At 66.4% G+C, this 12,939-nt stretch carries 14 protein-coding genes; 2 read left to right on the top strand and 12 right to left on the bottom strand.

Annotated features, from left to right (window positions below; translation table 11 throughout):
- Positions 1-17: 17 nt before the first annotated feature.
- Positions 18-995 carry a catechol 2,3-dioxygenase gene (locus tag M4578_RS06145; RefSeq protein ID WP_258092580.1) on the bottom strand — a complete coding sequence of 326 codons (978 nt, stop codon included), beginning with the start codon at positions 993-995 and terminating at the stop codon, positions 18-20.
- 688 nt (positions 996-1,683) lie between these two features.
- Between M4578_RS06145 and M4578_RS06150 the strand changes: the two genes are divergently transcribed.
- Positions 1,684-2,397 carry a DNA helicase gene (locus M4578_RS06150; protein WP_258092581.1) on the top strand — a complete coding sequence of 238 codons (714 nt, stop codon included), beginning with the start codon at positions 1,684-1,686 and terminating at the stop codon, positions 2,395-2,397.
- Positions 2,398-2,449: 52 nt separating this feature from the next.
- On the opposite strand, the gene M4578_RS06155 is transcribed toward M4578_RS06150, so the two are convergent.
- The 4 genes from M4578_RS06155 to M4578_RS06170 are packed head-to-tail and all read right to left on the bottom strand — an operon-like array spanning position 2,450 to position 6,127.
- On the bottom strand, positions 2,450-3,271 hold the full coding sequence (locus M4578_RS06155; protein WP_258092582.1) for an alpha/beta fold hydrolase: 822 nt from the start codon (positions 3,269-3,271) through the stop codon (positions 2,450-2,452).
- A gap of 7 nt (positions 3,272-3,278) precedes the next feature.
- Positions 3,279-4,577, bottom strand: a complete 1,299-nt coding sequence (locus M4578_RS06160; RefSeq protein ID WP_258092583.1) for a TRAP transporter large permease — start codon at positions 4,575-4,577, stop codon at positions 3,279-3,281.
- A 10-nt stretch (positions 4,578-4,587) separates the two neighbouring features.
- Complete coding sequence (locus tag M4578_RS06165) at positions 4,588-5,127, bottom strand: TRAP transporter small permease (RefSeq protein ID WP_258092584.1); 540 nt, start codon at positions 5,125-5,127, stop codon at positions 4,588-4,590.
- Positions 5,111-6,127, bottom strand: a complete 1,017-nt coding sequence (locus M4578_RS06170; protein WP_258092585.1) for a TRAP transporter substrate-binding protein — start codon at positions 6,125-6,127, stop codon at positions 5,111-5,113. The genes M4578_RS06165 and M4578_RS06170 overlap by 17 nt, the downstream gene beginning before the upstream one ends.
- 214 nt (positions 6,128-6,341) lie before the next feature.
- On the opposite strand from M4578_RS06170, the gene M4578_RS06175 reads away from it, so the two are divergent.
- Positions 6,342-7,049: a GntR family transcriptional regulator gene (locus M4578_RS06175; RefSeq protein ID WP_258092586.1), complete on the top strand. Its 708-nt coding sequence runs from the start codon at positions 6,342-6,344 to the stop codon at positions 7,047-7,049.
- Here the strand turns inward: M4578_RS06175 and M4578_RS06180 are convergent, their stop codons facing one another.
- Genes M4578_RS06180 through M4578_RS06210 form a run of 7 tightly spaced genes read right to left on the bottom strand, consistent with a single transcriptional unit; the run spans position 7,050 to position 12,830 of the window.
- Positions 7,050-7,616: an antibiotic biosynthesis monooxygenase gene (locus M4578_RS06180; protein ID WP_258092587.1), complete on the bottom strand. Its 567-nt coding sequence runs from the start codon at positions 7,614-7,616 to the stop codon at positions 7,050-7,052.
- On the bottom strand, positions 7,613-7,807 hold the full coding sequence (locus M4578_RS06185) for a 2-hydroxymuconate tautomerase (protein ID WP_258092588.1): 195 nt from the start codon (positions 7,805-7,807) through the stop codon (positions 7,613-7,615). The genes M4578_RS06180 and M4578_RS06185 overlap by 4 nt, the downstream gene beginning before the upstream one ends.
- Before the next feature lie 2 nt (positions 7,808-7,809).
- A complete protein-coding gene (locus tag M4578_RS06190) occupies positions 7,810-8,577 on the bottom strand; it encodes a 2-keto-4-pentenoate hydratase (RefSeq protein ID WP_258092589.1) in 768 nt (255 codons plus the stop codon).
- Positions 8,574-9,593 (bottom strand): 4-hydroxy-2-oxovalerate aldolase, encoded by a 1,020-nt coding sequence (gene dmpG, locus M4578_RS06195; protein ID WP_258092590.1) that lies wholly within the window; start codon positions 9,591-9,593, stop codon positions 8,574-8,576. Before dmpG ends, M4578_RS06190 begins: the two co-directional genes overlap by 4 nt.
- Position 9,594: 1 nt before the next feature.
- Positions 9,595-10,539: an acetaldehyde dehydrogenase (acetylating) gene (locus M4578_RS06200; RefSeq protein WP_258092591.1), complete on the bottom strand. Its 945-nt coding sequence runs from the start codon at positions 10,537-10,539 to the stop codon at positions 9,595-9,597.
- 5 nt (positions 10,540-10,544) lie between these two features.
- Complete coding sequence (locus M4578_RS06205; RefSeq protein ID WP_258092592.1) at positions 10,545-11,336, bottom strand: 2-keto-4-pentenoate hydratase; 792 nt, start codon at positions 11,334-11,336, stop codon at positions 10,545-10,547.
- 9 nt (positions 11,337-11,345) lie between these two features.
- Positions 11,346-12,830 (bottom strand): 2-hydroxymuconic semialdehyde dehydrogenase, encoded by a 1,485-nt coding sequence (locus M4578_RS06210; RefSeq protein WP_258092593.1) that lies wholly within the window; start codon positions 12,828-12,830, stop codon positions 11,346-11,348.
- Positions 12,831-12,939 lie beyond the last annotated feature (109 nt).

Genomic DNA, 12,939 nt, shown 5'->3' on the forward strand with positions numbered 1-12,939 from the left:
GTTTCCTCCGGCTCCGGTCATTCCGCCGCCGCGGCGGCTTGCGGCATGTCGGGCGTGCCGTAGAGGAAGAATTCCTGCGGCACCGGCGAGCCGTAGAAGATCACGCCCTGATCGAGATTTTCCTCGGTCCAGGTGCGGGTCTTCCAGGCCGGATCGAAGATCAGATAGCCGCAGTCGCCGAACAGTTCGACACGGTTGCCGCCGGGTTCGTAGACATACATGAACATCGCCTGGCTGATGCCGTGCTTGCCCGGGCCGGCCTCGACCTGGATGCCGCGTTCGGCAAAGACATCGGCGATGTCGTTGAGATGCTGCGGCAGCCCGTACCAGAAGGCCACATGGTGGAAGCGGCCCTTGGCGCCCGAGCGGTCCTTCATACAGGCGATCTCGTGCACCAGCGGGCTGACGCTCATCCAGGCGCCCGCCTCTTCGCCGCCGAGAACGATGTTCTCGCGGGTGCGGAAGCCCAGCGCATCCTCATAGAAACCGCGGGTCTCGGAGACGTCCGAGGTCATGATGTTCACATGGTCCAGCCGGCGCACCGGCACGCCCTGAAGCGGGCGTTTCTGCGGACGGTTGAGCAGGCAGGAGCGGTCCTCCTCGGGGATCTCCGCGTAATCCACATCCCAGAAGATCCGGTTCAGGTGGCCGTCGGGCGAGGTGAACTCATAAGCCTTGCCATGGCCCGTGGCGCCTTCGATCCAGCCCCGGCCAAGCCCGGTCTTCTCCACCGCGGCGGCGCGGCGCTCCAGCGCCTGCGGCGACAGCGAACGCCAGCCGATATGGCCCAGCCCCGGCTTGTCGCGGTGGGTGATGGTCAGCGAATGGTGATAGAAATCCTCATAGGCGCGCATATGCACCGAATTGCCCTCGCGCCCTGCGACGCTCATGCCGAGCAGATCGCGGAAGAACCAGACGGTGGCATCCACGTCCGGCGAATAGATTTCCACATGGGCAAGCTGGGCCACGTCGTGGATCGGTTCCTGATAAGTCATGCCAAAGTCCTCCCTGGATGCTGGATACATGCTGTCCGCCCCGCCATCGGGCCGGCGCTAGACTGGTCCCCTCGCCGCCGGATCGCCGGAGGCCGCAGACGGCCCGACCGGCACCGCGCAACGCGGCGGAGCGGATGTTTCATTCCTTGCAAGCGGCTGACTCTGCGGACCGGCGGCCGCCGATGGCGCGACAAGGCGCACATCTCCGATGCACCAGAACAGGTGCCTGCGGCCAGTTTGCTTCCGCATCGTCTCCTCCCTTTGTCGTCGAGGCCAGAAAGCCCGTCTGAACTGTCTCGAGAGCGGAAAGAAATAAGCGTTTTGTCAAATAAAAAACGTTTTTTTGAGAGGCCTCGGAAAACCCGGGACAAACATATGAAAAATATGATGTTTTTACCGCCCCTCCCGCCGCGGAACGAGTCCGCCGGGGGAAAATCCCCTCCCGAACCGCCAGGATCGGCAGCATCCTGCCGCCGGTTTCGCGCCGGACGAATCCGGCCTCCCCCGCCGGGCGGCGCTTGCAGAGCCGCCCGGCGGACGCTACCCTCGGAACCACAGGCTCGGCCCGCGCCTCCCCCCTCCGTCCGGGGAAGTATCTCACATACGGGGCATCGGCTTCCTTGGAACATCTGTTCGAGCTTGCGCATGCGGAGGGGTTGCGATTCCGGCTCGTTCTGGAGGTTCTGAAATGCGCCTTTCCGCGCCTGTCCACCATCTGAAACGCCGTGCCCGCGCCCTCTCGCGCGAGGCCCGGATTCCGCTTCATGCCGCGCTCGACCGCATCGCCCGCGACGAGGGCTTTGCCACATGGGGCCCGCTGGCGTCGCGCCTTGCGGCGGACGCTCCGGCCGGCCCCCTGCTGGCGCGGCTCTCGGAGGGCGATCTGCTGCTGCTCGGCGCCCGGCCCGGCCAGGGCAAGACCCTGCTCGGGCTCGCCCTGCTGCTCGACGCACTGCGCGAGGGCCGCAGGGCGGTGTTCTTCACGCTGGAATACACCGAGGCGGAAACGCGGGCGCGGCTGCGGGCGCTCGAGGGCGGCGACAGCCCGTTCGGCGCCCGGCTCGAGATCGTCACCTCGGACGAGATCGACGCGGCCTTCATCGCCGGGTATCTGGCAGAGGCGCCGCGCGGCAGCGTCGCGATCATCGACTATCTGCAAATCCTCGACCAGCAGCGGCACAAGCCCGCGCTGGCCGATCAGCTCCGCGCGCTGCGTGCCTTCGCCCACGCGCGCGGCATCGTTCTGGGCTTTCTCTCGCAGTTCGACCGCCGGTTCGATGCGGCGCAAGCGCCGCTGCCCGGGCTGCGCGACATCCGCCTGCCCAACCCCGTCGATCTGGACCTGTTTTCAAAGGCCTGCTTCCTGCATGCCGGCGAGCTGCGGTTCGAACACCTGCACTGAGCGGCGCGAAGCGCGGGCCGTGACCCGGCCCGCGCATCCCCCGGCGGGATGCTCAGCTCAGGAAATCCGCGACCAGCGCGTTGAACCGCGCGGCCTTTTCGATCTGCGTCCAGTGCCCGCACTGGCCGAACACATGCAGCTCGGCATCGGGCAGCAATTCGAGAAACCGATAGGCATTTGCGACCGGGATCACCCGGTCGTCGCGCCCGTGCACCACCAGCGCCGGAACCGAGATCCCGGCAATCGCCTCGGGCTCCGAGGCCAGCATCCGGATTCCCTCCTGACGCGGCGCCGGGAACATCGCCGAAAACCGCTCCATCACGCCCGGCCTGATCGTCGCCCTGTGGCGCAGCTCGGCCAGATCGTCGTTCACGAACCGCGTGTCGAAGGCAAAGACCTCCAGCAGCCCGCGCATGTTCTCGAGCGAGGCCTCATAGCCCCAGACCCGATCGAGCCCATCGGTCAGCGGGAACTCCAGCCCGGCGGCCCCCATCAGCACCAGCTTTCCGACCGCGTCGGGGTAGCGGATGGCATAGGCCAGCGCCAGCGCCCCGCCAAAGGAATTGCCGATAAGGGCAAAGCGCTCGAGTTCCAGCGCCTGCACCAACCCGTGCAGGTGATCGACCCAGCCCGCCATGGAATAGCGCCCGTCGGCGGGCGGATCGGTATAGCCGAAACCCATCATGTCGGGCGCGATGCAGCGCAGCCCCGCCGCGGTCAGCGCCGGCAGAGTCAGCCGCCAGTTGGCCCAGGCCGAGACCCCCGGCCCCGACCCGTGGATCAGCAGCACCGGCGGCCCCGCGCCCAGATCGTGCACATTCGTGGCGATGCCGTTCACGAGGATCTGACGGCCGATTTCGGGATTGTCGCTCATGGCCGCCTCACATCAGCCCCGGCAGGAACAGCGCGATGGCCGGGAAGGCCAGCATCAGCCCCATGCGCAGGATGTCGATGGCAATGAAGGGCAGCAGGCCGCGGTAGATCGTGGCGAGCCCGATGTCGCGCTCCACCGAATTGATGACGAAGACGTTCATCCCGATGGGCGGCGTGATCAGCCCCAGCTCGATGGCCACCACCACCATGACGCCGAACCAGATCGGATCGAAGCCCAGCCCGGTCACCACCGGGAACAGGATCGGCACGGTCAGCACCACCATGGCCATGCTGTCCAGAACGCAGCCCAGTGCAAGATAGAGCAGCAGGATCAGCGCCATGATCACATAGCGGTTCACCTCAAGATTCGTGAGGTATTCCGCGACGTTCTGGGGCGTTCTTGTGATCGCCAGGAAATAGGAGAACAGCAGCGCCCCGATGAAGACGAAAAAGATCGAGATCGAGATCCGCAGGCTTTCGATCAGGCACTCCATGATGGCCTGCCGGTCGAGCCGCCCGCGCAGCACCCCGATTGCCAGCGCGCCCACGGCCCCCAGCGCAGAGGCTTCGGTGGGGGTGACGATACCCGCATAGATGCCGCCCACCACCAGCAGGAACAGCAGCCCGATGGCCCAGACCTCGCGCAAGGCGCGGAAGCGCGCGGCCCAGCTTTGGCGCTGGCCCACGGGCATGTCGGCGGGGCGCAGATGCGCGATGACCGAGACGGTCAGCATGTAAAGCCCCACAGCCAGCAGCCCCGGCAGCAGGCCGGCGATGAACAGCTTGCCGATGTCCTGCTCGGTGATGATCCCGTAGACCGCCAGCACGATCGACGGCGGGATGAGGATGCCCACCGTGCCGCCGGCGGCGATCACCCCCGACGAGACCGAGTCGGAATAGCCGACCCGGCGCATCTCGGGCAGCGCCACCTTGGTCAGCGTCGCCGCGGTGGCGATGGACGAGCCCGAGATCGCCGCGAACCCGGCGCAGGAGGCGATGGTGGCCAGCGCCAGACCGCCGCGCCGGTGCCCGAGCCAGGCCTCGGCCGAGCGGAACAGCTCGCGGCTCATGCCCGAGCGGGTGGCGAAGGCCCCCATCAGGATGAACATGGGGATCATCCCCAGATGATAGGTGGTGGCTGTCGACAGCGGCGACAGCGACACCAGCTTCAGCGCCTGCGGCAGGCCCACCACGGCGGCAAAGCCGCCGATGCCCACCAGGCTCATCGCAATCGCGATGGGCACCCGAATGGCCATCATGAAAAAGAGGGCCGCAAAGCCCACAAGGGTCACCGTTTCCCGATCCATGTCGTTTCTCTTATTCCTCGATGGTCCGCACGGGGGCGGCATCGCCCGGCTGCGCGCCGCGGATCAACATCCACAGCCGCAGCGCCGTCACCAGCGTCGCCAGCCCCGCGCCCACCACCATCAGCCAATAGGCCGGCCAGATCTGTAGGCGCAGGTCGTAGGAGTGTTCGCCCGTGCGGAACACATCCGCCGCGTTCTCGCCCATCTTCCAGGTCAGCACCCCGAACGAGAGCAGCACCAGCGCGGTCGAGACGATGTCCATCGCCCGTTTCCACCCCGTCCCCGCCGCCTCGTAGAGCAGATCCACTGCGATATGCGTGCCGCGATAATTCACGCTGGCCACGCCCCAGAAGATCGCGATCCCCAGCGCCAGCCGCCCGAAATCATGCGCATCCGGAATCGGCGCCGAGGCCACGTAGCGCATGAAGGCGGACACGAAGGCCAGCAGCGTCACCAGCCCCATGAGCAGCGCCGCCGCCGTCTCGACCCAGCCCGCGAGACGGCGGAGCCCGAAGGCTCCGCCAGGCATGGTGTCAGAACTTGGCGTCATGGGCCTCGAGCCGCTCGACAAAGCCCTGATAGATTGCCTCGGCATCGAGCCCGGCGGCGTTCACGCGCTGCTTCCAGTCGTCCAGCAGGAAGGCCGAGGCGTCTTTCCACTGCGCCAGCTCGTCCCCGGTCGGCGCGATCACATGGTGATCGGGGCTTTCCTCGAACAGCCGTTTGCCCTCGTTGTCGAACCCCACCCATCCGGCGGCGATCTTTTCGCCCCATCCGGGCGTGCAATGGTCGTCGATGACCGCCTGCTGGGTCTCGGACAGCGCCTGATAGCGGTCCTTGTTCATCACAATGATGAAGTTGGTCACGTAGAGCGGCATATCGAGATGGTAATGCACCACGTCATCCATCCCGAAGATCGAGATCGAGCGCCAGGGGAAGGTGATCCCGTCCGCCGCGCCGCGCTCGAGCACCTCGCGGGCCTCGGACGGCCCCACCTGCACCGACGAGCCGCCAAGGCTCTGCATGAGCCGGCCGATCGTGCCGTTCGCCGGGCGGATGGTGGTGCCCTTGATCTGCGCCGGCGTACGGATTTCCTCGCGCGAATGCAGCGTGCCCGGATCGTGCAGATGGACGACGCAGAATTTCACGTCCCCCATCTCCTGATCCATGTAATCGGCATACCATTCGTTCATCGCCACCGTGCCGCCCAGGCCCGACTTGATGAAGAAGGGCAGCTCGCCCAGCGACATGATCGGAAAGCGGCCCGGCGTGTGCCCCGGGTTCGCCCAGACAAAATCGGCGATGCCGAATTTGGCGATGTCGTATTCGTCCTCGGCCTTGCCGAGCTGCCCCGCCGGGAAGAATCCGATCTTCAGCGTCCCGCCCGATGCCTCGGCGATGCTGTCCGCCCAGACCTGGAAGCCTTCCGCATGCAGCGGGTGCTGGGTGGGCAGATCGTGCGAGAACGTCATCTCCACGACCTTGTCTTCGGCAAGCGCCGATCCCGCGATTGCGCAAGCTGCAATCGCCCCGAGAATTCGCTGTTTCATCTGTCTCCTCCAAAAGACTTTGCGCAAGCGACCGGTTCCCCGGCTCTCTTTGCGCCTCCTCCACGCCGACAGTATGTATCAAAATCGTTGTGTCAATAAAAAATCGTTTTATGTTGGAATCCGCAAGTGACATGGCGTCCCGAAGCATGGGCGACGTTGTGCATTCAACGAACCTTTGCTACGACCTTAATTCCGGGACATCAGTCAGACTGCCATGAACCAGCCAGAAAACCTGACGGTCCCCGAGGCCAACGGCGCGGGGAAACGCACTGCAATCGAGACCGTTCACGCACAGATCCGCGAACGGGTGATCTCTGGCGCCTTCAAGCCCGGAGAGCGGCTGCATGTGGACAAGCTGCGGCAGGAATTCGGGGTCTCGACCTCGACCATGCGCGAGGCGATCTCGCGGCTGCTGATCGACTCTCTGGTCACCTCGGAACAGCAGCGCGGCTTTCGCGTGGCGCCGCTGTCGCTCAAGGATTTCCGCGACATCACCGATGCCCGCAAGGTGATCGAGGCGCAGGCGCTGCGCGTCTCGCTGGCCAATCGCAGCGAGGAATGGGAGGCCGAGCTGGTCGGCGCGTTCCACCGGCTGTCGACGGTCGAGCAGAAGATGATCGGCGAGGGCCAGCGCGATCTGGCCAGCGCCTGGGACGAGCGCAATGCCGGGTTTCACGACTGCCTGGTGAAGAATTGCAACAACGCCTGGCTGATCCGCTTCCGGCGCACCCTGCACCAGCATTCCTACCGCTATCACCGGATGCTCCTGGGCGACACCAGCCTGCGCCGCGACGTGCGCACCGAACACCGGGCGATCTTCGACACCGCCATGGCGGGCGAGACCGACCGCTGCGTGGCGCTTATCGAAGAGCATATCGAGACCTCGTATCGCGACCTCATCAGCCAGCACACGCTGGACTGATCACGCGAAAAGCCAGCCCTTCAGCACCCGCGTCACCCGTGGCATCAGCACATAGGTGAGCAGCAGAACCTGCACCACGACGATGAGCAGCGAGCGCAGCCAGTGCGGCCAGCCCGGCGTCAGAGGCGCCACGGCAAGCTGGAGCGGATAGACCACGACAAAGACCACCACGGTCAGCACCAGCGCCATCTTCCATTGCGGCGCCGGCTTTTGCGCCGGCACCTCGGGCAGCTCGAACCAGGCCTCCAGCCCGGTCGCCCGGCGCATCCGCGCCGGGCCCTCGACGATGCCCTCGAGCCGGTCGATCCAGCGCGCGCGGATCTCGGAGCCCTCCCAGGATTCGCAATGCGCCCAGCTATCGAAACGATAGATCAGCACCCAGCGCCCGCCGGTCTGCCCCGAGGGCCGCAGCACGTTCACGCCCAGATGACCGGGAAAGCCCGACGCGGCAGCGACGATGCCATGCACCCAGTCCTCGTAATCGGCCTCGCGCCCGGGCAGCACCCGGCGCGAGATCGACACGGTGACCGGCCCCTCCTCGCCCGGGGCGACCTCGACGCCGCTCACCCGCTCTTGTCGAGGAATTTCTGCTTGCCCGCGACACCCCAGTTCTCGCGGGGGATCTCGCGGATGCAGACGCGCACCGCCTCGATGGGCGCGCCCACCGCCTCGACCGCCGCATCGGTGAGCTTCTCGATCAGCGCCGCCTTCTGCGCGTCCGTGCGGCCCTCGACCATGGTCACTTCGATAAAGGGCATGTCTACGCCTCCACCCTGAATGCAACGGTGCCGAGGCGCTCGACCTCGAGGCTCACCGCCTGCCCCGCCGCCAGCGGGATGGCCGCCGTGGCGCCCCCCGCCAGAACGATGTCGCCCGCGTTCAGCCGCTCTCCGGCCGAGGCCACCATCCGCGCGGCCGCCACCAGCGAGCGCAGGGGATGGCCGAGGATCGCCGCCGAAGAGCCGATCTCGCCGGCGCGCCCGTCGATGGACAGCAGCATGCCGAGGTTGGAAATGTCGGTCTCGCGGCTGGCCCATTGCCCGAGCACAAAGGCCGAGGACGAGGAATTGTCGGCAATCACGTCGCCCACATCGAACTTGAACGCCTTGTAACGGCTGTCGATGATCTCGAGCGCCGGCGCGACGGCCTCGACCGCGTCCATCGCCTGAAGCGCGCTCACCTCGCCCGCAAGCGGCTTTTTCATCAGAAAGGCGATCTCGGGCTCGACGCGGGGATGCACGAATTGCGCCATCGAGACCGTGCCGCCCTCCTCGCGCATCATCGCATCGGTGAGCCGGCCCCAGGTCACGTCCGAAACGCCGACCTGAAGCATCTTGGCGCGCGAGGTGAGGCCCATCTTGATCCCCACCCGCCGCTCGCCGCGCCCGTAGCGGCGCTGCATCGACAGCGCCTGCACCGCATAGGCCTCTTCGACACTCAGCGGCCTCTCGTCGGAAAACTGCGGAATCTCGGACGCCGTGCGGGCGGCCTCATCGACGATCCCGGCGATCTCGGCAAGGCCGCTCATTCCGCCGCCTCCCGCGCCTTGCACATGTCGAGCGCGACATCGACGATCATGTCTTCCTGACCGCCCACCATGCCGCGCCTGCCCAGTTCCACCAGGATCTCGCGGGTGTCGAGCCCGTATTGACCGGCGGCCTTTTCCGCATGGCGCAGGAACGAGGAATAGACCCCGGCATAGCCCAGCGTCAGCGTCTCGCGGTCCACCCGGACGGGGCGGTCCTGAAGCGGGCGCACCAGATCCTCGGCCGCATCCTGCAACTTGAACACGTCGCAGCCATGGTCCCAGCCATACAGATTGGCGACCGCGGCAAAGGCTTCGATGGGCGTGTTGCCGGCCCCGGCCCCCATGCCCGCCAACGAGGCATCGACGCGATAGGCGCCGTGTTCGACCGCCACCACCGAGTTGGCCACCGACAGAGACAGGTTCTCGTGCATATGCGCGCCAAGCTGGGTTTCGGGCTTGAGCGCGGCCCTGTAGGCATCCATGCGCTCGGCCACGCCGGTCATGGTCAGCCGCCCGCCGCTGTCGGTGCAATAGACGCAATCCGCGCCATAGCTCTCCATCAGAACCGCCTGTTCGGCCAGCTTCTCGGGCGTGTTCATATGGGCCATCATCAGAAAGCCCGAAACATCCATGCCCATCTCCTTCGCCGCGGCGATATGCTGGGCGGCGACATCGGCCTCGGTGCAATGGGTCGCGACACGCACCGAAACGACGCCCGCGTCACGCGCCTTTTTCAGATCCTCGAGCGTGCCGATGCCCGGCACCAGAAGGCAGGTGAGCCGGGCGCGCTTCACCACCTTCGCCGCCTCCGAGATCCAGGCCACATCGGTATGGCGCCCGAAACCGTAGTTGAAGGTCGACCCGGCGACGCCGTCGCCATGGGTCACCTCGATGGCATCCACGCCCGCCTCGTCCAGCGCCTCGGCGATGGCCCGCACCTGCCCGAGATCGTACTGGTGGCGCATGGCGTGCATGCCGTCGCGCAGGGTGACATCCTGAATATAGATCTTGGGCATGTCAGGCGGCCTCCTTCACCCAGTTGCGTTTCACGGCCAGCCGCTCGGCGGTGCGCATGGCGGCGCTGGTCATGATGTCGAGATTGCCCGCATAGGCCGGCAGGTAATGCGCGGCCCCTTCCACCTCGAGAAAGACCGACACCTTCAGCCCGGTGAAATCGCCGCCCATCTCGGGAATGTGCAGCGGCTGGTTCGAGCCCACATGTTCGAACTGCACCGCCTGCTTGAGCCGGTAGCCGGGGACGTAGCTCTGCACCTCTTTCACCATCTCGGCGATGGAGGCGCGGATGGCCTCCTGATCGGCCTCGTCGCAAAGGCAATAAACCGTGTCGCGCATGATCATGGGCGGCTCGGCGGGGTTCAGAATGATGATCGCCTTGCCCCGCGTGGCGCCACCCACCTGCTCGATGGCATGGGCCGTGGTCTCGGTGAACTCGTCGATATTGGCGCGCGTGCCGGGACCTGCGGATTTCGACGAGACCGAGGCAACGATCTCGCCATAGTGCACCTTGGCAACGCGGTTGACGGCGGCGACCATGGGAATGGTCGCCTGCCCGCCGCAGGTCACCATGTTGACGTTGGGCTCGGCCAGGTTTGCGTCGATGTTGACCGGGGGGATGGTAAAGGGGCCGATGGCGGCGGGGGTGAGGTCGATCACCTGCTTGCCGTCGCGCTGAAGTACCGCGTTGTGGCGCTTGTGCGCGCCAGCCGAGGTTGCATCAAAGACGATGCGGATGTCCTTGTATTCAGGCAGCTTTACCAGACCGTCAATGCCCTCGTGCGTGGTCGCCACCTTGAGCCGGGCAGCCCGGGCAAGCCCGTCGGACGCAGGGTCGATCCCCACCATGGCGGCCATTTCCAGCACGTTCGAATTGCGCATGATCTTGATCATGAGATCGGTGCCGATATTGCCCGAGCCGATGATGGCGCATTTGATCTTGTCCATATCCCTCATCCCTTTGCAAAAGCCGCGCGGACCGAGCCCAGCCCGTTAATCCGCGCCTCGAAGACATCGCCCGGTTTCGCCGCCACGAAGGGCCCCAGCGCCCCCGACAGGATCACGTCTCCCGGCCCCAGCGGACGCCCCGCCGCCGCCATGGTGCGCGCCAGCCAGAGCGAGGCGTTGAGCGGGCTGCCCATGCAGGCCGCCCCCGCGCCCACCGACACCGGCTCGCCGCCGCAGGTCATCACCATGCCGCACAGGCGCTGGTCGAAATCGGCCAGGCTCCGGGGCGACTGGCCCAGCACGTAAAGCCCCGACGAGGCGTTGTCGGCGACCGTGTCGGTGATCCCGATGTCCCAGGCCGCGACCCGCGACCCCACGATTTCGATGGCGGGCAGCGCATAGGCGATGGCGCCGATCAGATCGACCATGGTCAGATGCGCCCCGGCCAGCGGCGCGCCCAGCACATAGGCGATCTCGGCCTCGACACGGGGCTGCTGCACCCGGTCCCAGGCCACCTCCTCACCGTCCATCACCTCCATGTCGGAAAACAGCATGCCGTAATCGGGCTGGCCGACGCCAAGCTGCCTCTGCACCGCCACCGAGGTCAGGCCGATCTTGCGCCCCGACAGCTTGCGCCCGGCGTCCAGCCAGCGCGTGGTGTTGATCTCCTGCACCGCATAGGCCGCCGCCACATCGCCCTCGCCGAGCAGATCGCGCACGGGCGCCCCGGGGGTGCCGCTCTCCCAGGCCTGCCACAGACGGTCCGCGGCCTCCCGGATCTTGACTTCGCTGGTCATCGTTCGCCTTCAGAGTTTCACGCAGACATTGCTGAGCTCGGAATAGAATTCGAGCCCGTGGACACCGCCTTCGCGGCCGATGCCCGAGTGTTTCGCCCCGCCGAAGGCGGTGCGCAGGTCGCGCAGGAACCAGGAATTCACCCAGACCAGCCCCACGTCGATCCGCCGCGCCACGCGATGGGCACGGGTCAGGTCCTCGGTCCAGAGCGCGGTGGCCAGACCGTAATCGGTGTCATTGGCCATGGCGATGACCTCCTCCTCGCTGTCGAAGGGGGTGATATGGCAGACCGGGCCGAAGATCTCTTCCTTCACGCAGCGCGCGGTTTCCGGCAGCCCGGTCAGGATCGTGGGCTGCACCCAGGCGCCGCCCTTCATCTCGTCCGGCATGTCGGGCTCGCCGCCGCCGGTGATCACCGTGGCGCCCTCTTCCTTCGCCAGCGCGTAATAGGACAGCACCTTGCGCTTGTGCTCCTCCGAGATGAGCGGGCCGAGATTGGTCTCCGGATCCTCCGACGGCCCCAGCTTCAGCGCCTCGGCGCCGGCCTTCAGCCGCGCCACGAAAGCGTCGAAGACTGGGCGTTCCACATAGACCCGCTCGGTGCCCAGGCAGACCTGCCCGCAATTGGAAAAGACCGACTGCATGGTGCCCGCGACGGCCTTGTCCATGTCGCAATCGGCAAAGACGATGCCCGCGTTCTTGCCGCCGCATTCCATCGAGACCTGACGCAGCCCCTTGGCCGCCGATTGCATGATGATCTCGCCGGTGCGCGTTTCGCCGGTGAAGGTGATGCCGTCCACATCCGGATGCGCGGTGAGATACGCGCCGGCGCTGTCCGGGCCGAACCCGTGCACCACGTTGAACACCCCCTTGGGCACCCCCACCGTGTTCATCACCTCGCCCAGCAGCGTGGTGGTGAGCGGTGTCTCTTCCGAGGGTTTCACGATCACCGTATTGCCGCAGGCCAGCGCCGGCCCCACCTTCCAGGTCATCAGCAGAAGCGGCAGGTTCCAGGGCGAGATCACCGCGATCACCCCCTTGGGCTTGCGCACCCCGTAGTTCAGCGCCCCTGCCCCGTCCGGTGTCTCCAGCATGAAACTTTCGGTGGGCACGTTCTTGACCAGGTCGGCGAAGATCTTGAAATTGGCCGCCCCGCGCGGGATGTCCACATGCGCGGCCAGGCTGCGCGGCTTGCCGGTATCGAGGATCTCGGCCTCGAGGAAATCCTCGAAGCGGCGGTTGATCTCGTCGGCGACGGCATGCAGCAGCGCCGAGCGCTCGGCCATCGGCATATGCCCCCAGGGGCCGGTCAGCGCCGCGCGCGCGGCGGCGACGGCGGCATCGACCTCGGGTTTCAGCCCTTCGTGCACGATGCCGATCTTCTTGCCGGTCACCGGCGAGATATTGTCGAAGATCCGGCCCGAGCTGCCGGCGGTGAACGCCCCGTCGATGAAATGCATCGCCTCGCGTGTGGTGGCAATCAGCCCGTCCTTCATGAATCTTACCCTTCCTGCCGCTGGGTCCGGCGGCGCAAACCGCCCGGACGCGCAGATTTCATCCAAATCCGTGAAAGGGTCCGATCCTGTGCCGCCTCCGGCAGAGCGG

Origin of the sequence: Salipiger pentaromativorans (assembly GCF_024721115.1) — a bacterium.
Lineage (GTDB): Bacteria > Pseudomonadota > Alphaproteobacteria > Rhodobacterales > Rhodobacteraceae > Salipiger > Salipiger pentaromativorans.

Excerpts from the sequence above, each read along its gene's own strand:
- dmpG (WP_258092590.1), bottom strand. The coding sequence starts at position 9,593 with ATGCCCAAGATCTATATTCAGGATGTCACCCTGCGCGACGGCATGCAC.
- M4578_RS06205 (WP_258092592.1), bottom strand. The coding sequence starts at position 11,336 with ATGACCAGCGAAGTCAAGATCCGGGAGGCCGCGGACCGTCTGTGGCAG.
- M4578_RS06200 (WP_258092591.1), bottom strand. The coding sequence starts at position 10,539 with ATGGACAAGATCAAATGCGCCATCATCGGCTCGGGCAATATCGGCACC.
- M4578_RS06170 (WP_258092585.1), bottom strand. The coding sequence starts at position 6,127 with ATGAAACAGCGAATTCTCGGGGCGATTGCAGCTTGCGCAATCGCGGGA.
- M4578_RS06165 (WP_258092584.1), bottom strand. The coding sequence starts at position 5,127 with ATGACGCCAAGTTCTGACACCATGCCTGGCGGAGCCTTCGGGCTCCGC.
- M4578_RS06160 (WP_258092583.1), bottom strand. The coding sequence starts at position 4,577 with ATGGATCGGGAAACGGTGACCCTTGTGGGCTTTGCGGCCCTCTTTTTC.
- M4578_RS06185 (WP_258092588.1), bottom strand. The coding sequence starts at position 7,807 with ATGCCCTTTATCGAAGTGACCATGGTCGAGGGCCGCACGGACGCGCAG.
- M4578_RS06190 (WP_258092589.1), bottom strand. The coding sequence starts at position 8,577 with ATGAGCGGCCTTGCCGAGATCGCCGGGATCGTCGATGAGGCCGCCCGC.
- M4578_RS06155 (WP_258092582.1), bottom strand. The coding sequence starts at position 3,271 with ATGAGCGACAATCCCGAAATCGGCCGTCAGATCCTCGTGAACGGCATC.
- M4578_RS06150 (WP_258092581.1), top strand. The coding sequence starts at position 1,684 with ATGCGCCTTTCCGCGCCTGTCCACCATCTGAAACGCCGTGCCCGCGCC.
- M4578_RS06210 (WP_258092593.1), bottom strand. The coding sequence starts at position 12,830 with ATGAAGGACGGGCTGATTGCCACCACACGCGAGGCGATGCATTTCATC.
- M4578_RS06145 (WP_258092580.1), bottom strand. The coding sequence starts at position 995 with ATGACTTATCAGGAACCGATCCACGACGTGGCCCAGCTTGCCCATGTG.
- M4578_RS06175 (WP_258092586.1), top strand. The coding sequence starts at position 6,342 with ATGAACCAGCCAGAAAACCTGACGGTCCCCGAGGCCAACGGCGCGGGG.